Origin of the sequence: Paenibacillus sp. TC-CSREp1, assembly GCF_050171015.1 — a bacterium.
Classification (GTDB): Bacteria; Bacillota; Bacilli; order Paenibacillales; family Paenibacillaceae; genus Paenibacillus; species Paenibacillus silvae.
Window position 1 is genome coordinate 1 of the sequence record NZ_JBNOKM010000001.1, and the last position, 17,329, is coordinate 17,329.

Annotated in this window: 21 protein-coding genes; 5 read left to right on the top strand and 16 right to left on the bottom strand. The window is 48.7% G+C overall.

The window, feature by feature from the left end; genetic code table 11:
• Window positions 1–143 precede the first annotated feature (143 nt).
• The 7 genes from ACQSGY_RS00005 to ACQSGY_RS00035 form a co-directional block, all read right to left on the bottom strand.
• Window positions 144–968, bottom strand: coding sequence for a purine-nucleoside phosphorylase (locus tag ACQSGY_RS00005; protein ID WP_188591086.1), 825 nt, complete (start codon window positions 966–968; stop codon window positions 144–146).
• A 196-nt stretch (window positions 969–1,164) separates the two neighbouring features.
• A complete protein-coding gene (locus tag ACQSGY_RS00010; protein ID WP_216514829.1) occupies window positions 1,165–2,055 on the bottom strand; it encodes a tyrosine recombinase in 891 nt (296 codons plus the stop codon).
• 100 nt (window positions 2,056–2,155) lie between these two features.
• Window positions 2,156–2,398, bottom strand: a complete 243-nt coding sequence (locus tag ACQSGY_RS00015; RefSeq protein ID WP_184187827.1) for a DUF4227 family protein — start codon at window positions 2,396–2,398, stop codon at window positions 2,156–2,158.
• A gap of 160 nt (window positions 2,399–2,558) precedes the next feature.
• Window positions 2,559–3,026, bottom strand: coding sequence for a Fur family transcriptional regulator (locus ACQSGY_RS00020; protein WP_090922447.1), 468 nt, complete (start codon window positions 3,024–3,026; stop codon window positions 2,559–2,561).
• A 108-nt stretch (window positions 3,027–3,134) separates the two neighbouring features.
• Window positions 3,135–3,764, bottom strand: coding sequence for a stage II sporulation protein M (gene spoIIM / locus ACQSGY_RS00025; protein WP_216514830.1), 630 nt, complete (start codon window positions 3,762–3,764; stop codon window positions 3,135–3,137).
• 122 nt (window positions 3,765–3,886) lie between these two features.
• Entirely contained in the window at window positions 3,887–5,104 is a 1,218-nt protein-coding gene (locus ACQSGY_RS00030; protein ID WP_427050219.1) for an endonuclease Q family protein, read from the bottom strand.
• Between the two features lie 2 nt (window positions 5,105–5,106).
• On the bottom strand, window positions 5,107–5,700 hold the full coding sequence (locus ACQSGY_RS00035; RefSeq protein ID WP_427050220.1) for an NUDIX domain-containing protein: 594 nt from the start codon (window positions 5,698–5,700) through the stop codon (window positions 5,107–5,109).
• Window positions 5,701–5,849: 149 nt separating this feature from the next.
• Here ACQSGY_RS00035 and ACQSGY_RS00040 point away from each other — a divergent pair, with 149 nt between their 5' ends.
• Window positions 5,850–5,987: a Z-ring formation inhibitor MciZ gene (locus ACQSGY_RS00040; RefSeq protein ID WP_216514833.1), complete on the top strand. Its 138-nt coding sequence runs from the start codon at window positions 5,850–5,852 to the stop codon at window positions 5,985–5,987.
• Between the two features lie 116 nt (window positions 5,988–6,103).
• On the opposite strand, the gene ACQSGY_RS00045 is transcribed toward ACQSGY_RS00040, so the two are convergent.
• On the bottom strand, window positions 6,104–7,234 hold the full coding sequence (locus ACQSGY_RS00045; protein WP_427050221.1) for a M20/M25/M40 family metallo-hydrolase: 1,131 nt from the start codon (window positions 7,232–7,234) through the stop codon (window positions 6,104–6,106).
• An 80-nt stretch (window positions 7,235–7,314) separates the two neighbouring features.
• On the opposite strand from ACQSGY_RS00045, the gene prli42 reads away from it, so the two are divergent.
• Complete coding sequence (gene prli42, locus ACQSGY_RS00050) at window positions 7,315–7,416, top strand: stressosome-associated protein Prli42 (protein ID WP_188591092.1); 102 nt, start codon at window positions 7,315–7,317, stop codon at window positions 7,414–7,416.
• A 31-nt stretch (window positions 7,417–7,447) separates the two neighbouring features.
• Here the strand turns inward: prli42 and lipB are convergent, their stop codons facing one another.
• The 5 genes from lipB to lpdA all read right to left on the bottom strand — a co-directional run bounded on the left by lipB (window position 7,448) and on the right by lpdA (window position 13,414).
• Entirely contained in the window at window positions 7,448–8,155 is a 708-nt protein-coding gene (gene lipB / locus ACQSGY_RS00055) for a lipoyl(octanoyl) transferase LipB (RefSeq protein WP_427050549.1), read from the bottom strand.
• 117 nt (window positions 8,156–8,272) lie between these two features.
• The gene (locus ACQSGY_RS00060) at window positions 8,273–9,754 is read right to left on the bottom strand and encodes a dihydrolipoamide acetyltransferase family protein (protein WP_427050222.1); all 1,482 of its coding nucleotides are present in this window, start codon (window positions 9,752–9,754) and stop codon (window positions 8,273–8,275) included.
• 79 nt (window positions 9,755–9,833) lie between these two features.
• Window positions 9,834–10,820 carry an alpha-ketoacid dehydrogenase subunit beta gene (locus tag ACQSGY_RS00065; RefSeq protein WP_111269626.1) on the bottom strand — a complete coding sequence of 329 codons (987 nt, stop codon included), beginning with the start codon at window positions 10,818–10,820 and terminating at the stop codon, window positions 9,834–9,836.
• 2 nt (window positions 10,821–10,822) lie between these two features.
• Window positions 10,823–11,851 (bottom strand): thiamine pyrophosphate-dependent dehydrogenase E1 component subunit alpha, encoded by a 1,029-nt coding sequence (locus ACQSGY_RS00070; RefSeq protein WP_427050224.1) that lies wholly within the window; start codon window positions 11,849–11,851, stop codon window positions 10,823–10,825.
• 138 nt (window positions 11,852–11,989) lie between these two features.
• Window positions 11,990–13,414, bottom strand: coding sequence for a dihydrolipoyl dehydrogenase (gene lpdA, locus ACQSGY_RS00075; protein WP_427050225.1), 1,425 nt, complete (start codon window positions 13,412–13,414; stop codon window positions 11,990–11,992).
• 253 nt (window positions 13,415–13,667) lie between these two features.
• Between lpdA and ACQSGY_RS00080 the strand changes: the two genes are divergently transcribed.
• Window positions 13,668–13,985, top strand: a complete 318-nt coding sequence (locus ACQSGY_RS00080) for a DUF2627 domain-containing protein (RefSeq protein ID WP_427050226.1) — start codon at window positions 13,668–13,670, stop codon at window positions 13,983–13,985.
• A gap of 52 nt (window positions 13,986–14,037) precedes the next feature.
• A complete protein-coding gene (locus ACQSGY_RS00085) occupies window positions 14,038–14,385 on the top strand; it encodes a potassium channel family protein (RefSeq protein ID WP_188591095.1) in 348 nt (115 codons plus the stop codon).
• 36 nt (window positions 14,386–14,421) lie between these two features.
• On the opposite strand, the gene ACQSGY_RS00090 is transcribed toward ACQSGY_RS00085, so the two are convergent.
• Complete coding sequence (locus ACQSGY_RS00090; protein ID WP_427050227.1) at window positions 14,422–14,634, bottom strand: hypothetical protein; 213 nt, start codon at window positions 14,632–14,634, stop codon at window positions 14,422–14,424.
• A gap of 177 nt (window positions 14,635–14,811) precedes the next feature.
• On the opposite strand from ACQSGY_RS00090, the gene ACQSGY_RS00095 reads away from it, so the two are divergent.
• Window positions 14,812–15,411, top strand: coding sequence for a thymidine kinase (locus ACQSGY_RS00095; protein WP_110895245.1), 600 nt, complete (start codon window positions 14,812–14,814; stop codon window positions 15,409–15,411).
• Between the two features lie 136 nt (window positions 15,412–15,547).
• Here the strand turns inward: ACQSGY_RS00095 and ACQSGY_RS00100 are convergent, their stop codons facing one another.
• A complete protein-coding gene (locus ACQSGY_RS00100) occupies window positions 15,548–16,024 on the bottom strand; it encodes a hypothetical protein (RefSeq protein ID WP_110895246.1) in 477 nt (158 codons plus the stop codon).
• 541 nt (window positions 16,025–16,565) lie between these two features.
• The gene (locus tag ACQSGY_RS00105; protein WP_427050228.1) at window positions 16,566–17,216 is read right to left on the bottom strand and encodes a hypothetical protein; all 651 of its coding nucleotides are present in this window, start codon (window positions 17,214–17,216) and stop codon (window positions 16,566–16,568) included.
• Window positions 17,217–17,329: the final 113 nt, after the last annotated feature.

A 17,329-nucleotide genomic window follows, 5' to 3' on the forward strand; every position in this document is an offset into this window, starting at 1 on the left:
TACCAGTACATTGAGTTCTATTACAACCGCAAGCGAATGCATGGTGCGCTAGGTTATCTTTCCCCTGCTCGTTTTGCAAAGAAATTTACGGACAAATCCGTAGCGTAAGTGTCTACTTTCTTGACATAGGTCCACTCTCACTATTACATCTTCGGAATAACAGCCAGCACAAGCGCAAGGAAAGCTTCGCGAACACGTTCCGTTGTTTCCATCACTTCGTCATGTGACAGTGGCTGATCCAGTATGCCGGCGGCCATGTTGCTGATACAGGAAATGCCCAGCACTTCGAGACCCGCATGACGAGCTACAATGACCTCGGAAACAGTAGACATGCCTACCGCATCTGCACCCAGCGTACGAAGCATTTTGATCTCAGCTGGTGTTTCATAGTTTGGTCCGAGCATACCTGCATATACACCCTCCTGCACCTTAAAGCCCTGCGCAGCTGCCGTATCCTTCGCAAGCGCACGCAAGCGGCGGCTGTAGGCTTCAGACAAGTCAGGGAAGCGTACGCCAAGCGCAGCATCATTCGGTCCGATTAACGGGTTTCTGCCCGTCAGGTTCAGGTGATCCGAGATCAGCATCAAATCTCCCGCTTCATAGGATGTATTAACACCGCCAGCCGCATTAGTTACCAGCAGGCTGCTTACACCCAGCGCTTTCATGACACGAACCGGGAAAGCTGTCAGCTCCGGGCCATATCCTTCGTACATATGAAAACGGCCTTTCATCATTACAACGGGACGGCCCTGAATCGTGCCAATCAGCAGCTCGCCTTCATGTCCTTCTACAGTAGACACCGGGAAATGCGGAATGTCCTGGTAAGCAATGCTCACACCATCTTCAATCAGCTCGGCAAGCACGCCGAGACCTGATCCGAGAATCAAGCCAACTTCCGGCTTGATCGAGCTTTTACTTTGAATATAAGTTGCCGCTTCTGTAATCATCTGTTGGTTTAAAGCTGTCATAAGATGTAGTTCCTCCTTGAGTAAAAACGATCCGTTTATGAGCAGCGGCTGCATCACCTGTACCCGGTCTTGGGCAGTCCAGTATTCATAACATGCAGCTGCCTATGTATAACGGCGTTTGGTTGGGTTCGAATTTATTTTACCCTAAAATGTTCCATCACTCCGCTGTCCAATTGTGAAGAATATACGGCAAAAGCTATTTTGCCCGCGGATGGTGGGTTTCATAAATTTCCTTCATCGTTTTGCGCCCATGCTGGCTGTATTGCTGTCCGGGCTGCTCGACATGCCCCAGCATGTCCTGCACTGCACGCGTGTCTGCTCCGCTTGCGATCAAATGAGCTGCAAAGGAATGGCGCAGCGTATGCGGCGTAATCTCACCCGAAATGCCCGCATCCACTGCTGCTTTTTTCAGCAGCTTCCAGAATCCTTGGCGGGTTAATCGTCTGCCGGACACGTTTACAAACAGCGCCTGCTCGTCCAATCCGCCCTTGAGCATTTGCTCCCGATACTGATTGATATACACACTGGCCCAGTGAGCAGCAGGAGCACCGATCGGAAGAATACGTTCTTTCCCCGCCCCGCCGCACCTTATGAAACGCATCCCGGGCTGAACATCTCGAACATCAAGCGCAATGAGCTCTGACACCCGTATACCTGTGGCATATAACAGCTCCAGCATCGCCCGATCTCGTACCCCATGCGGCGAATTGACGTCAGGAGCGGCAAGCAGTAATTCGATCTCTTCCACGGTCAGCACTTGAGGTGGCGTTTTGTCAGCCTTGGGTGCCTCGACATCAAACGTAGGGTCTTGAATAATCTCTCCACGCCGCATCAAAAAATGAAAGTACGACCGCAGCGATACGATGCTGCGGGCAATCGTTGCATTTGCACGGCCATCCTGCTTGAGCTGGCCGACAAACAAAACAACATGTGTACGTCTTACCTCGCTGGCTTCACGGATGCTGTATTCCTTTCTCACAAATTCCACGAACTTGTCCACATCTCGGAGATACGATTCCAGCGTGCTGCTGGACATCCCCTTATCTTCTTCCAGGTATAACGCATAGGCGTGTATGGTCTGATTCATGTTCAACACTCCTCATCTGACAGCAATGCCAACAGGTTGACTGCTGCTTCCGTATTTGCATCCCTGGCTGCCGCACAGCTCTTCATATGCTGACTGACAGCTATTCCCCGTACCAATAGAAGAGTCGGAGCCGCTCGGCCATCGTAGGACGTGCTTCTCCAATGCCTGACCAATCCGTTTCCTGAAATACCTTGACCGCGTTGCCGGTTGGAATCTGATACTGATCCACAGGTGAGATCCAGCCGTTAAACAGATCAAGCACGTGATAGAACAAATATACAAGCGCTACGAAAAATATAATAAAACGTATAAAACGGAGCCCTCTCCGTACAGATATAATCATCGAACTGTCCCCTTCCGTGTTCAAGTCCAGTATGGCCCTTGAAACAGGGTATGTCCTTACACAGAGGATTATACCTGGGTGAGAAGAACCTCACACGAGGTACGGGACCAAAAAAGCTCCCCCGTCAAAACCGCCGGTGAGAGCTCGAAGATAGGCTATGTTATTCTTCATCTTTGGGCTTTTGTTCATTTTTAGCTTTGCAACGATAACAAATTCCATGAAAGTCCAGTCGGTGATCTACAACCGAAAAGTTAAATTCCCGCTCCAGTCGTTCTTCAAGCGGTCCAAGCCAGTCCTCACGTATTTCATCCATACTTCCGCATTGCACGCAGATTAAGTGATGATGGTGATGCTTGGATGTATCTCCGCGCAGATCATAACGCGCTACACCGTCGCCGAAGTTGATTTTCTCTACAACATGCAGCTCACTCAGCAGTTCGAGGGTACGGTACACGGTTGCCAGACCGATTTCGGGAGCCTTTTCTTTAACGAGCATGAATACGTCCTCTGCGCTCAGATGATCTTCTTCATTCTCCAAAAGGACTCTGACGGTGGCTTCCCGCTGGGGCGTTAATTTATAACCTTGGGACTGTAGTTGCTGCTTAATTTTATCGATCCGTGCTTCCATTTTCTCCCTCCCCCTAGGAAATCACTGCACACTGCAACTTAACCCACTCTTTTCATTATAGGGGGAGTTCAATATTAAAGTCAACATTTTAGACCATTGCAGAACAACCTAAACGGGAAGCAGCATCGGAGTCACCCAGCGCATCATTGCAGGCGTAACCCACGTTTCAAAAGACGCAACGCCAAGCAGCAGCAACGCCATGACCACTGTCAAAATAACGTAGGAAGCAAACGGCCTTTGGCGACTTGGTGCACGATGCATTAATACCCGATTACGAATGATATATAACGAGAACGTCATGGCAGCCACACTGCAGATAAGCAGAATCGGAATGACAAACAGATTATGCGGTGCCACCGACACAAGTGCGAATAACAGCCCTTTCCATGAATACTGCCCCACGAGGTAACCTACCGTAAAACCGATCAGCACCCCTTTCAAAAAATCGAGCACCAGTATGCCCGGTAAGCCGACAACGGACAAGCCAAGAATAAAGATCAGCCCGACCCATTTCAGATGAAGCATGGCGATATCCCAGTAGGTTCCGGTATCCACGCCTTGGGAGCTATGCTGCACAGTCATGAAGAAGTTGCCCAAATATCCTTCAAGATCCTGCCGCTGCTCCAGGGACAGAGCGTTGACCATCAATGCGCCAAAGATAACACCGACCAGAAACAATACAGCGACGAATACATATAACGAGGTTTGTCCTTTAAACGTAAAATAGGAAGAACGCATTCAGGTACGAGTCCCCTTTCCGATATTGCTGCTGCAAGGATTCGCTACGATCCCATCATCCTTATAGTTCAGCTTATGAACCGGGACTCGCCTGTATGACATCTTGTCCGTGTGATAATGCTCTAATCCTTCTGTACATTTGTTGCAACTTTGCCATACGTACCGCCGCCTCCGGAGGAAAGCACTAACTTCCCTTCACGCGCAGCAACAATCAGCTCTGCGAGCACCGGACCAACCGCCTCAGCCAGCTGTGCTTCGTCCGTACGATGCAATACTGCCATCTCTGTGCCAAAACGATCCAGCAGCTGACGCAGCTTGGCTTTTCCAAGCCCCGGAATGAACTCCAGTGGAACCTGGTAGTGATAAGGTGGTCTTCCTGCGGGAAGCTCCGGCTGCTCCCGGTCTGCAATAGCCAGTATCCGGTCAAGCACTCCTTGAACCAGCTTCTGGCTGCCGCACAGCGGACACCGTTCTGCTGATAGATCTTTCTCGTTCATAACGCTGCCACATGCTGCACAATATGTCCGATGATACTTCCCAAGCCTCGGATTCAAGCCGTAATTGGCAGCAATCCGTCTTCCTTCTTTTCCTTGCAGTGCCTTAGCAAATTCATCAAAGGAAGCATTCGCAAGCTGGAGTTCATTATATTCACGTCCGATTTTACCCAGTGAGTGGGCATCCGAATTGGTCAGAAATGGAACCTGATCCAGTTCCCGAATGTAACTGGCCATGGACGAATCCGAGCTGAGTCCCAGCTCAATCGCATCCACAAGGCGGGTATCCAGCACTTCTTCCATACGAGGAGCTGTGCTGCCGTATATGCCTTTGTGCGGTGTGAACACATGAGCGGGTACAATAAGGCCGCCGCGTGCCTTGATCTCCGCTTGCATCTCCAGGGCAGGCACGTAGACCCGCTGGGAGCTGAGGTTTACATTTTTCATATATCGTGTCATCCATGCGGTAAAGGACTTCATTGTGCTCAGATCACGAAAGTAGGCCAGCATATGAAATTCACGCATTTCAGGCTCGCGCAGCTCAATCTCTGTACCAAGCAGAATCGTTGTATCCTGATAAGCGATGCCCCCGCCCTCAATCTCGGACATCGTTCCATTCTCCAATAGCTCTTCAATATCTCGCTGCACCACAGGTGAATGACAATCAATGACACCCAGCAATTGAATGCCTTTGCGATGTGCTGCCTCCCGGGCAATGTTCTCGAAGGTCAGATCACGGCTGCCGCTAATTTTAACTGCTTCACCGCGGGAAGTACGCCCGATGTGGATGTGCAGGTCTGCATAACAGGGCTGCCACAGCGCCGTTGTTCCCGTGTCCTTTTCCATTCTCAAAACCGTCCTGTCGTTCTGTAAATATCCCACGCATACACGGCCATCATCGTCTTGGCGTCACTAATCCGGTTTTCATCCATCAGCTTGTAGGCTTCCTCCAGCGTAATCTCCGATACTTCAAGAAACTCGTCCTCGTCCAGTGCCATGTCTCCGGCTTCCAGCTCTTCGGCGATGTACAGATGAATAATCTCGTCTGCAAAGCCCGGTGAGGTGTAAAAAGAACGCAAATGGCGCAGCGACCGGGCGGTATATCCCGTCTCTTCCTTCAGCTCACGAGCGGCTGCAATCTCTGGCTGCTCTCCAGGGTCCAGCTTGCCTGCAGGAATCTCAACCTCGGTACGTCCCATCGCCTGACGGTATTGATCCACAACCAGCATCTGGTCACCCTTCAGTGCCAGCACCGCTACCGCTCCCGGGTGTTTGATGATCTCCCGGGTTGCTGTCTGCCCATTGGGCAGCTTGACCGTATCGACTTGTAGTGAAATCACCTTTCCCTCAAAGATCGGCTGTGTTGAAATAGTCACTTCATCAAGCTTCGGATTCGCCGGCTGCTTGGCATAGATTGTTTCAGCAGATGTTCTGGATTTCATGCGTACTTCAGCTCCGTTTCTATTAGTGATGAGTTCAAATGAACTAAGATGTATAAAACATTGTTTTTGGGCATATGGTGAGCCTATAGGAAACTAACCGTGCTTTTCTAAAAGCAAACGAATGGTTAGTCACAAGGGGGACGATTTTGATGAAAAGTTATCTTACACCTCAGTCGGCGCATGTTGTTGGACAAGCCAGACAAGTACAGCTCATACTCAGGCAGTGGGTACGCGAATGGGGCCCTGACACCAAATTAAGCGAGATGCTTGCCGGGCGCAAGTCTTAATCATAATTGTTGTTCAAAAAGTCCGAACCCGGCCTACACCGAATTCGGACTTTCATTTCTTTTTTTTCAATCAAGCTACGGTTACATCGTCAAATATCAATCATTTACCCGATCGCTTACTTTCCTTTTGCCGTTTCCTGCACAATCGCGATAACGACTTGGGACAGCTTCACAATATCCGCCGCTCGAATGCGCTCTTTGGTTGTATGAATATCTTCATACCCTACCGCAAGGTTCACTGTCGGAATGCCGAATCCGTTAAAAATGTTCGCATCACTGCCGCCGCCAGAAGCAAATGTGCTTGTTTCCAGACCAAGGCTTCGAATTGCCCGCTGTGCAAGTTGTACCACCTCATGATCGTCATGGAAGCCAAATGCAGGGTATTTAATCTCACTGCGGAATTCTGCTGTTGCACCGAATTTACGGCATGTGGTCTCCAGGGCTTCACGCATTTCGGCAATCTGTTGTTCGATTTTTTCCTGCACAATGCTGCGCGCTTCCGCATCGATCTGCACAAAATCACAGACCACGTTCAGCGCAGAGCCACCTTGGAATTTACCAATATTTGCCGTCGTTTCATCATCAATGCGTCCAAGCTTCATCGCTGCAATCGCTTTGGCCGCAACCTGGATCGCACTGATTCCATCTTCGGGATTCACACCGGCATGTGCTGACTTGCCATAGATGTTCATCTGAATTTCCGCTCTTGCTGGAGCAGCCACACAGATCGTACCCACCGCTCCGTTGGAGTCCAGTGCATAACCAAAAGCAGCATCAATGTCCTTCGGATTCATCGCACGAGCACCGATAAGGCCAGATTCTTCCCCGACTGTAATCACGAACTGGATTTTGCCATGCGGAATGTTATTTTCCTGAATGACACGAATCGCTTCAAACAGAGCTGCAATGCCCGCCTTATCATCCGCACCCAGAATCGTTGTGCCATCACTGCGAATCCATCCGTCCTCGCCAAGCTCCGGTTTAATTCCTTGTCCAGGAGTTACCGTGTCCATATGACACGTGAAGAGCATCGGCTCCACATTTTCCACACCTGAAGCTTCCAGTGTAACGACAAGATTGCCCGCACCGTGACCCGTCTGGTTCATCGTATCGTCCTCATAGACGTGAAGGCCCAGACCCTCAAATTGTTCTTTCAACACCTTGGATATGTTCTGTTCATTTTTTGTTTCGCTATCAATCTGCACCAGCGCCATAAACTGCTGAATAACACGTTGCTCATTAATCATTAGACTTTCCTCCCTATCGTAGATACGGTACAATAAAGTTACTATGCTTGTTTAAAAGGTCTGAAAGGAGTTCTCTCTTCATGCAAAATAAGAAATGGTTCAAAATAGTGATCTATCTCATGCTGGCCGCTATGATTGGCTCCACCCTGTTTATCGCGCTGGAACCGCTGCTGTTTGGATAATCACTGACCTGAAGCCCTTCAAACGTTCTGTCTACAGACGCTGGAGGGCTTCTTCTTGTGTGCTCCAAGCCATCTCATACGGAAATATACGCTGAAAATAAGGAATAATATCCCTCGCCACCTGCTCCACCGCATAGGTCTTGCCCGTAATATCCTCCAGTGAGGTAACACCATACTGTTCGATCCCGCATGGAATAATTCCTTGAAACCCGGCATGCTGGATGCCTGAGGTAATGTTAAAAGCAAACCCGTGACTCGTCACAAACCCGCGTCGATGCTTACACCGATTAAACTTGATGCCGATGGCAGCAATCTTCAAATCACCGATCCATACACCCGTATACCCCTCTTTACGGCCAGATTCAACACCCTGATCCGCAAGATAATCGATCATGACCTGCTCCAGCTTGCGCAGATAACCGTGCAAATCCAGATCCTCATCCCTGCCTAGCACCAATAGAGGATATCCTACCAGCTGCCCGGGCCCATGATAAGTAATATCCCCGCCCCGATCAATTTGAAACAAGGAGATCCCTTGAGCCTTCAGCTCCTCTTCGCTCCACAGCAGATGCTCGGGATGGTTCTGTGAACCGATTGTATAGGTTGGCGGATGCTGCAACAGCAGCAGCTGTTCAGGGCCGTCGCCTGCGTCCAGCTGCTGCACGATAGATTTCTGAAGATTCCATGCCTCTTCATAATCCAGCATCGGTATGTATGCCACATTTAGCAATTTGCCCATCATTCCCCACATCCTTCTGCCTCATTGATTAATATATGAAGATAAACCCGTCTGTAGACAGTCAGAAAAGTGCACGGCCTGAGGCACATACACTTTCCCGTCATTTATATTATACACTTAGTAAACTTTCGTCTCCATGTTGTAGCCTTCCAGGTTCTCCTTGACACGCTGCAAGAACCGGCCACAGATTACCCCATCCAGAATACGGTGATCCAGAGAAAGACACAGGTTAGCCATCGAGCGTACAGCAATCATATCGTTGATAACTACCGGTTTTTTCACAATGGATTCAAAAGTAAGGATTGCCGCCTGCGGATAGTTGATAATGGGCTGGGAAAGAATCGAACCGAATGAACCTGTATTGTTCACCGTAAACGTCCCGCCCTGCATATGATCCAGCTTGAGCGTGCCTTCACGGGTCTTGCGAGCCAGATCATCAATCTCGCGAGCAAGTCCTGCAATGTTGCGCTGATCCGCATGTTTGATTACCGGTGTAAGTACAGAGTCCTCTGTACCCACAGCCATCGACAGGTTAATATCGCGCTTCACAATAATTTTGTCAACCGCCCACACCGAGTTCATGATCGGGTAATCTTTAATTGCATTGACGACACCCTTCATCATAAACGAAAGATAGGTCAGGTTAATACCCTCTTTCCGTTTGAACTCATCCTTCAGCTTGTTGCGCAGCATGACCAGGTTCGTTACATCCACTTCAATCATCGTCCAGGCATGAGGAATTTCGGATACACTTTGACGCATATTGCGAGCAATCGCGTTGCGCACAGGGGTAACATCAATGAAATATTCCGATCTTCCTTGTCCGCCGCCTTCCACTTCAATCTGCGGAATTTTAGGACTTTCTGTCAGATGAATGCCGGAATGACGCACCGGAATGCCAGCATCGGATGCAGGAAGCGTCTGACGTGCATCTTGATTCGCAGAACCAGCTGCAGAGCCAGTACTCAAGCCGGAATCGCGACTAATCCCGCTAAAAGGAGATGCTGGCGCTGACTGTGATGAATTAACCGAGGCAGCGCTTTGCACAGACCCTGATGCCGCACTTGCTTGACCGCCTTGTGCAACAAATGCCAGCACGTCCTTGCGTGTAATCCGTCCACCTGCACCTGTTCCCTGAATATGCTGCAGGTTCAACCCATGCTCTGCCGCCAGAGACTGCACTGCAGGTGAATAACGATTGCGCATCGGCTGATTCGGATCATAAGTAGGAGCGTTCGTACCAGCGGCAGGAGCCTGAACCGAATTACGCTGCATCTGCACTTGTTGTACCGGCTCCTCTTGAGATGCGGCAGGTACTGCCTGCTGTGCTGCCTCTTCATCGGAAGCAGCCACCTGCATACGGCAGATCGCTTCACCTACAGCAATCGTCGTTCCTTCTTCTACCAACAGATCACCCATGATTCCGTCTACTGTAGATGGAATCTCGGCATTTACTTTATCGGTAATGACTTCACAGATCGGCTCATACTGTTCCACAGGTTCACCCGGTTTTTTCAACCATTTGGCTATGGTTGCCGAGACCAGTGATTCTGCCAGCTGCGGCATGATGACGTCGATCCATTTCATACGTTCAGCCATTGATTTATCACTCCAAACTTTACTTTTAACCTTTAATGGAATTATATACCATTTCAGGCTATTAAGATATCTTCTCTAATCAGTATTCGGCAAGTTCACGCATGGCTGCTTTGGCTTTATCCTTGCTCAGCATGTAAAACTTCTCCATCGTCGGGCTGATTGGCATGGCCGGTACATCCGGACCACACAGACGCTGAATAGGCGCATCCAGATCAAACAGACATTCCTCGCTGATAATAGCTGCAACCTCTGCACCTACACCGCCGGTTTTGTTATCCTCATGTACGATCAGCACCTTGCCTGTCAATCGGGCAGAAGCAATAATCGCTTCACGGTCAAGCGGCTGCAGCGTGCGCAGATCAAGTACATGAGAGGTAATGCCCTCTTCACGCTCAAGCTCTTCGGCAGCCTGCATGACAAAGTGCAGTGGTTGACTGTAACCAATGACCGTAATATCTGCACCTTCACGAAGCACGTTGGCTTTACCGATCGGAACGATGTAATCATCCTCAGGAACATCTTCCTTGATGAGCTTGTAACATTTTTTATTTTCAAAAAAGAGCACAGGGTCCGGGTCGCGGACAGCCGCTTTCAGCAGTCCTTTGGCGTCATACGCCGAATATGGAGCAATAATCTTCAGACCCGGCGTACCGAAAAAGATGGATTCCGGACATTGCGAATGATACAGCCCGCCGAAGATGCCGCCGCCGATCGGTGCCCGAATCACGATTGGACAGCTCCAGTCGTTGTTGGAGCGGTAACGAATTTTGGCCGCTTCACTAATAATCTGGTTTGTTGCAGGCAGCATAAAGTCTGAATATTGCATCTCGGCAATAGGTTTCATGCCATACATCGCTGCACCGATCGCAACACCCGCAATGGCTGATTCAGACAGCGGTGTATCCATGACACGCATCTCGCCAAATTGTTCCTGCAGCCCTTTCGTCGTCGTGAACACGCCGCCCTTTACCCCGACATCCTCACCAAGCACAAACACATTCTCGTCGCGTTCCATCTCTTCCTTCATTGCGAGACGAATTGCATCAATATATTCCATCATAGCCATGATTACCGTCCCCCTTCTTCGCTGTCCGCATAGACATGCGTCAGCGTGTCCTCAGGTTTCGGATATGGCGCATTGTCTGCATATTCAGTTGCTTCCTTCATTTCCAGCGCAAGCTGTGAAGCCAGATCCGCATCCCGGGCTTCATCCCAGATGCCGCATTCAATCAAATAATTTTTCATGCGCAGCACGCCGTCCTTCTTCCAGTTCTCCTCAACCTCTTCCTTGGTCCGGTAAGCCAGATCATTGTCCGAAGTGGAGTGAGGAGACAGGCGATACATCATTGCTTCAATGAGAGTTGGTCCTTCGCCCGCAATGGCACGCTGACGTGCTTCCTTCACGGCCGCGTACACCTCAAGAGCATCGTTGCCATCTACCCGCAGGCCAGGGAAGCCGTAACCGAGTGCACGGTCCGACACCTTGCCGCTGAGCTGTTTATGCAGCGGAACGGAGATCGCATATTGATTGTTCTCACACATGATGATTACAGGCAGCTTGTGTACACCTGCAAAGTTGGCCCCTTCGTGAAAATCCCCCTGGTTGCTTGAGCCTTCACCAAAGGTAACAAAGGATACAAATTCTTTCTTCTGCATTTTGGCAGCCAGAGCAAATCCAACAGCATGAGGAACCTGCGTTGTAACCGGGCTGGAGCCCGTAACGATCCGCAGCTTTTTGTGTCCGAAGTGACCTGGCATCTGCCGTCCGCCACTGTTCGGATCTTCCGCCTTCGCAAATGCAGACAGCATCAGCTCACGCGGCGTCATGCCTACAGCCAGAACGAAGCCATAGTCACGGTAATAAGGTAAAAAGTAATCGTGATCCCGGTCCAGACCAAATGCCGCGCCAACCTGCGCAGCCTCCTGACCTACACCGGATACGTGAAAGTTAATTTTGCCGGCCCGCTGCAAAAGCAAGCATCGCTCGTCAAACTTGCGTGCAAGCAGCATGTATTTGTACATATCCAATACTTCACCATCGCTAAGTCCAAGCTGTTCATGGCGGTGGACCGCATCTGCAGTACCTTGTGAACTCATATGAGGTACCTCCTTTTAGTCAGAGCCTGTTCAGCCTTACTACCCGATCTTATAACCTGGTACTAAGACTTGGCTTAACCTTATTATAATCCCTTTTGCCCAAAAAAGGAAAGAACCTTTCTCATAAGCCTGTCCGGCTTACATGCCAATCGCTTTTCCATCCACGGCCAGCATGGCCTCGCCCATAATTTCAGAGAGCGAAGGATGCGGGTGAATGGTCTGCCCGACCTCCCACGGAGTAGCATCCAGCATCTGCGCCAGTGAGGCTTCTGCAATCAGCTCTGTTACATGGGTGCCAACCATATGTACGCCCAATATATCATTCGTTTCAGCGTCTGCAATGACCTTCACAAAGCCGTCACGGCTTCCATGTATTAGTGATTTGCCGATCGCCTGAAAAGGAAACTTGCCCGTTTTGATCTCATGGCCGCGTGCCTTGGCTTCCTTCTCCGTAAAACCAATGCTTGCCGCTTCCGGCCTTGTGTACACACAGCGCGGAATCCGATGAGCCTCAACCGCATGCACAGGCTCACCAGCAAGATGATTAACCGCGAGTATGCCCTCATGGCTTGCTGCATGCGCCAGCTGTAATCCGCCGATACAATCACCAATCGCATAGATGTGACCTTCCCCCGTCTGCAGATGCTGATTCACTGCAATGTAGCCGCGCTCTACTTTGATATCTGTATTCTCCAGTCCAATATTTTCAACGTTTGCCTGACGTCCAATGGACACCAGCATTTTTTCAGCAGTCAGTGTCTCCAGGTCATTTCCTGCAAGCTGCACATCCACATGCACGCTCTGATTCTCTGCACGATAACTGTCTGCCAGTAATTTCGCACCCGTAAGAAAACGAACACCCCGTTTGCCCAGCAAACGCTGCATTTCTCTCGCTACATCCTCATCCTCTGCCGGAAGCACATGCTCAGCCGCCTCAACCACGGTCACACTCACGCCAAAATCATTTAGCATCGACGCCCATTCCAGCCCGATCACTCCGCCACCTACAATAATGATTGAAGCAGGCAGCTCGTCCATGCGAAGCGCCTCATCACTGCTCATAATATATCTTCCATCCGGCTCAAGCCCGGGCAGTATGCGCGGACGTGATCCCGTAGCAATGATCAGATTGGTTGGAACGACTGTATCCATCTCGCCATCCTCGAACTCCACCGCTACTGCACCGCTCTGCGGCGAGAAGATCGAAGGTCCGATGACACGCCCCTTGGCATGTACAACCTCGATTTTATTTTTTTTCATCAAATACTGCACACCCTTGTGCAGCTGCTCAACAATGGCATCCTTGCGTGCCTGCACTTTGGGAAATACCAGCGTTGCTCCCGTCGTCTCAATTCCGTAGCTCTGGCTGTCCTGAATCTCGACGTACATCTCCGCACTTTTCAGCAAAGCCTTGCTCGGAATGCAGCCACGATGCAGGCATGTTCCACCCAGCTTGTCCTTCTCGATAATAACAACCTTCTTTCCCAGCTGTGCGGCACGGATTGCGGCCACATATCCTCCGGTTCCTCCGCCCAGTACAGCAACATCACATGGTATTGGCATCTCTACGTTCTCCTCTATACATTCATTTTTGGGTTTCATAAATAATAAATGGGGTTCTTATAAAATAATAAATAGGTGTGCTTGCATCCCAAACAATGGCATGCCCTCTATCTCATTGTACTCTCCTTGCGCAGTCAACTCAAAGTTTGTGCAATCTCGCATGGACAGCTTGTGCATTCCAAGCTATGATATAAACAGGAATTCTCTGTAAGCGTAACCTTTATATTATGTCTACTCTGGCAGAAAGGGTATAATGCTCATGAATACAAAATTAGTCTTTGCGCGCTTTCTCGCTATTATTGTACTCGTCATCCCTGGCTTGATGGCCATGAAAGGTTTCCTCATGATGAAAGATGCCCTGTTTCTGTATTACGCGGAGCATGGGAATGACTTGATCTCTCCCGGCTTCCAGTGGCTCTCTTTCTTCGGTGGACTCGCCCTGTTTGCAGCAGGCATGAGTTTTCTCGGCGGCTGGATTTTGTTTCGCGACCGTAAACGCAATTATGTAGGCCCTCGTTTTCGCTCGAAAAAGCAGCCTGAACAGGTCGAAACACCCGGAAGCACTACCTGATTCCGGGCTTTTTTGTTTCTTCTCATTTTACATATAGATCGGAAGGTTGATTATGGTTTCTTTTGTATTGACATTAAAACGCCTGCTTAAAGGCATATTCTATGCATTCAAAGACCCCAAATTTCTGGCTTTGTTCGTTTTAACGGCGGCAACTTTGTTATCAGGCACCCTGTTCTACACACGTGTGGAAGGACTTCACTGGATTGACGCTCTTTACTTTTGTGCCGTTACATTAACCACCGTGGGTCATCCAAGTTTCGTGCCTTCCACGGGATTGGGCAAAGCCTTTACTGTCATTTATATGTTTGCCGGCATCGGTCTCACCTTTGCCATGATTGCCAGAATTACAGCCGGTATTTTATTCCCTCGCAGAATGAAATCAGAACAGGATGAAGAGTAGACTACTCACTCTCTTGCATTAACTGAACTGTATCCCTTACTCGTATAAAGCATCCCGGAGTTTGGTAGACATGCGTGACTCCTTGGAGGAGGATTTCAGAATGGTTCTGCGCAGCGTCAAGTTGCTTGCCTGCAATTTCTCTGCCTCTGCCATCAACTCAGCAAACAGAGTCTGTGCAGACTCATCCAGCTTGCCTTGTTCCTGCAGCTCCTTGTAACGCTGCTTCAGCGAATTCAAAACTTCGTTCATGGGTAACACCTCTTTTCAAAAAACTGTATAACTCTGCATCTGCCGTGACCAATATCGCAACAAACCATATCGTAACACAAACTGCTCCATTTTAGTTCTGGCTCTTTCCAAAGCAGATGTGGTAATCTGTAATGGTCGCTTTTTTTGAATTCCGTATGCGAGAGGGGTAGCAGCACCGTGCAAACTGGACGTATAACCGTTATTACTGGACCCATGTTCAGTGAAAAATCCGGTGAACTTATTCGCCGTTGTCAGAAGCTTATTCAATTTGGCCGTAAAAAGGTCGTTGCCTACAAACCAGCCGAGGATGATCGTTTCGCTCAGGACGAGATCGTAAGCCGGATTGGCTACAGACTGCCCGCCCATTCCATTCCCCGGCAGCTGACGCCGGAATCCATAGAGACGATTCTGAAGCAAACCATAGATGCCGATGTGGTTGCCTTTGATGAGGTACAATTTTTCAGCAGTGCAATTATGGAGCTTGTCTCCGAACTGGCCTACTGCGGCAAACATGTTATTGTGGATGGACTGAATATGGATTACCGCGGCAAAGAATTCGGATATATCGGCGGTCTGCTGGCCATGGCCGATGATATTGAAAAATTATCGGCGTTCTGTGCTGTTTGCGGCAGCCCGGATGCAGCGTTCACACAGCGTATTGTCAACGGAGAACCTGTCACATTGGGTCCAGTTGTCATGATTGGCGATTCAGAAGCCTATGAGCCCCGCTGTCGCTGCTGCTTTATTCCTCCTCACAAAGTCGAGTGTCCTTCTTAAAAGCCCTGCTGGGCTTTTTTGTTTACACTGAAAATGTGCATTATGAGATACTATTTTTTAAAAACATCAGTACGAAGCATCCAGCAGCACGAATAAAAAAAGCATCGCATAGGCGATGCTCCAAAATCAATTCCCGCTAATCCCGGGAAACAAAATACTTGTTCGTCATGTAATAAGCGTCTCCGCGCGACGTTTCAACCATTCCTTTTTTGGCATCCAGAAATACAATTTCTTTGCATTTTGTGCAATACCATTTTGTACGCTTATAAGGGGATTCCGTCACGTAAGCCGTGCCACATTTACAATCAATCTTCATCAATATCTCGGTTGATTTATAAGCACTGGACAAACGATCCAGGTTATCCTGCTGCTGCGTAGGCATAATCGTCTGCTGATAATCGGAAAGATGATTTTGAACTTTGAAGTCTGCAACCAGTCCTGCGTTTAATCCAAAAAACTCTTTACCGATCTCCGTCACGAAGCGCTTCTCATTTCTATAACAATCGAGCCATTCAATAATCTGCTTGTTAGACAGTGGAACCGTACCCTTGATACCGCTGTTTAAAGTGTAGGTCATGATGTATAAAGTATCGTCTTGTCTTCCTGAGTACATTAGAATCCTCCTTCGAATACATTTGCTAATGTACTACAAAAACGCGCATAAATCAAAATAATATTGTTTCCTGAGCGCATTTCTTCTTATTAAATGGGGAACATGCCCCTTTCATCCGCCAAAGACTTACAGGAACTGCATACACCTGTAACATTTCCCTGCGGAGCAGCGTAATGCAATATGTGATTCACATGTTTCTTGCAAATGGAACAGTAGTACCTCCTTTCCTTTTTTGGAATGTGGTCCGATAGCTTCACTACGTTTTGCTGCCGTTTAAACCTTCGTAAGAAGCTCCGCCAATGCATATTCGCCTCACTCTTTTCTGTTCGCCAGCCTTGTAGTCGCTTCTCAATCCTTGGCCTGTAAATCGCGCCACCTATTATGTATACGATTCCAAGTTGTGCGTGTCTATCTCATAATTTATTCGACGTTTTTGCTGTTTTTCCTGTTTTAATCTCAGTACATATTAAAAAAAAACGACAGCTACCTCTCTCTTTCACAAAAGAGAAATAGGTGACTAGTCGATTTTTTGCTTGTTTTTTTATTTATAAAATGTGCCCAGCACGTCCAGATCTGCCGAACGCTCAATCCGAAAAGGATAGATGAAACCCTGCTTGATTTTGGAAAATTTGCGCCCCCACAGATCCAACCCCGACGTGAACTTATACGCCTGGTATATAAATTTAGAGCAATAGTTTCGTTCAATGCTCAGAAGATCCGTTTGCAAACGATAATACTTTACCTGCTGATAATGATCCTCGACCCATTCCGCTGCCCGATCTCCAACTTGACGAAGCCTGGAGCGAAATACGATAAAACGGTCTCCTTCATAGAAACGGGTGAGGTACCAGTCCAGTGTATCGGCAAAAACAGGTCCATAAGGATGCACATGATACACCTTCCCATCCAGACCAATAATACCCATATGACCGGCATAATAGGTTGACTCTGAGCTTGGAGTATATACGATGTCCCCCGGCTCAAGCTTCATTGAAGTTAATACACTAAGAGGCAGGTCCTGCTGTTGTCTTCTCGCGGCTGCCCGTTTACGGCGCCCCTCTACCAATAAACGGTGAAGGGCTCCAGCTGCGGCAAGATAGATTTCGGACCACTTGATTCGTTTCTTGTTTATTCGATTAAGCATGCGCTGAATGAACGTGACATTACGCGTTGAAGGTAAATTTTTTTTCATATGCTGCACTCCGCTCTTGTCGGTTCGTGAAAACCTGTTTTTGAATCCTTATTTTATTGTTTTATCGATTTTGATTATAGTTTGTTTGGAGCTGTTCTTCAAATGGATCAAGC

Coding starts and splice junctions, on each gene's coding strand:
- ACQSGY_RS00040 (WP_216514833.1), top strand. CDS start 5,850: ATGAAAAGTTATCTTACACCTCAGTCGGCGCATGTTGTTGGACAAGCC.
- ACQSGY_RS00090 (WP_427050227.1), bottom strand. CDS start 14,634: ATGAACGAAGTTTTGAATTCGCTGAAGCAGCGTTACAAGGAGCTGCAG.
- lpdA (WP_427050225.1), bottom strand. CDS start 13,414: ATGCCAATACCATGTGATGTTGCTGTACTGGGCGGAGGAACCGGAGGA.
- ACQSGY_RS00015 (WP_184187827.1), bottom strand. CDS start 2,398: ATGATTATATCTGTACGGAGAGGGCTCCGTTTTATACGTTTTATTATA.
- ACQSGY_RS00085 (WP_188591095.1), top strand. CDS start 14,038: ATGGTTTCTTTTGTATTGACATTAAAACGCCTGCTTAAAGGCATATTC.
- ACQSGY_RS00070 (WP_427050224.1), bottom strand. CDS start 11,851: ATGAGTTCACAAGGTACTGCAGATGCGGTCCACCGCCATGAACAGCTT.
- ACQSGY_RS00100 (WP_110895246.1), bottom strand. CDS start 16,024: ATGTACTCAGGAAGACAAGACGATACTTTATACATCATGACCTACACT.
- lipB (WP_427050549.1), bottom strand. CDS start 8,155: ATGGGCAAATTGCTAAATGTGGCATACATACCGATGCTGGATTATGAA.
- ACQSGY_RS00065 (WP_111269626.1), bottom strand. CDS start 10,820: ATGGCTATGATGGAATATATTGATGCAATTCGTCTCGCAATGAAGGAA.
- ACQSGY_RS00005 (WP_188591086.1), bottom strand. CDS start 968: ATGACAGCTTTAAACCAACAGATGATTACAGAAGCGGCAACTTATATT.
- ACQSGY_RS00020 (WP_090922447.1), bottom strand. CDS start 3,026: ATGGAAGCACGGATCGATAAAATTAAGCAGCAACTACAGTCCCAAGGT.
- ACQSGY_RS00045 (WP_427050221.1), bottom strand. CDS start 7,234: ATGATTAATGAGCAACGTGTTATTCAGCAGTTTATGGCGCTGGTGCAG.
- ACQSGY_RS00010 (WP_216514829.1), bottom strand. CDS start 2,055: ATGAATCAGACCATACACGCCTATGCGTTATACCTGGAAGAAGATAAG.
- spoIIM (WP_216514830.1), bottom strand. CDS start 3,764: ATGCGTTCTTCCTATTTTACGTTTAAAGGACAAACCTCGTTATATGTA.
- ACQSGY_RS00060 (WP_427050222.1), bottom strand. CDS start 9,754: ATGGCTGAACGTATGAAATGGATCGACGTCATCATGCCGCAGCTGGCA.
- ACQSGY_RS00035 (WP_427050220.1), bottom strand. CDS start 5,700: ATGAAATCCAGAACATCTGCTGAAACAATCTATGCCAAGCAGCCGGCG.
- prli42 (WP_188591092.1), top strand. CDS start 7,315: ATGCAAAATAAGAAATGGTTCAAAATAGTGATCTATCTCATGCTGGCC.
- ACQSGY_RS00105 (WP_427050228.1), bottom strand. CDS start 17,216: ATGAAAAAAAATTTACCTTCAACGCGTAATGTCACGTTCATTCAGCGC.
- ACQSGY_RS00030 (WP_427050219.1), bottom strand. CDS start 5,104: ATGGAAAAGGACACGGGAACAACGGCGCTGTGGCAGCCCTGTTATGCA.
- ACQSGY_RS00080 (WP_427050226.1), top strand. CDS start 13,668: ATGCTCATGAATACAAAATTAGTCTTTGCGCGCTTTCTCGCTATTATT.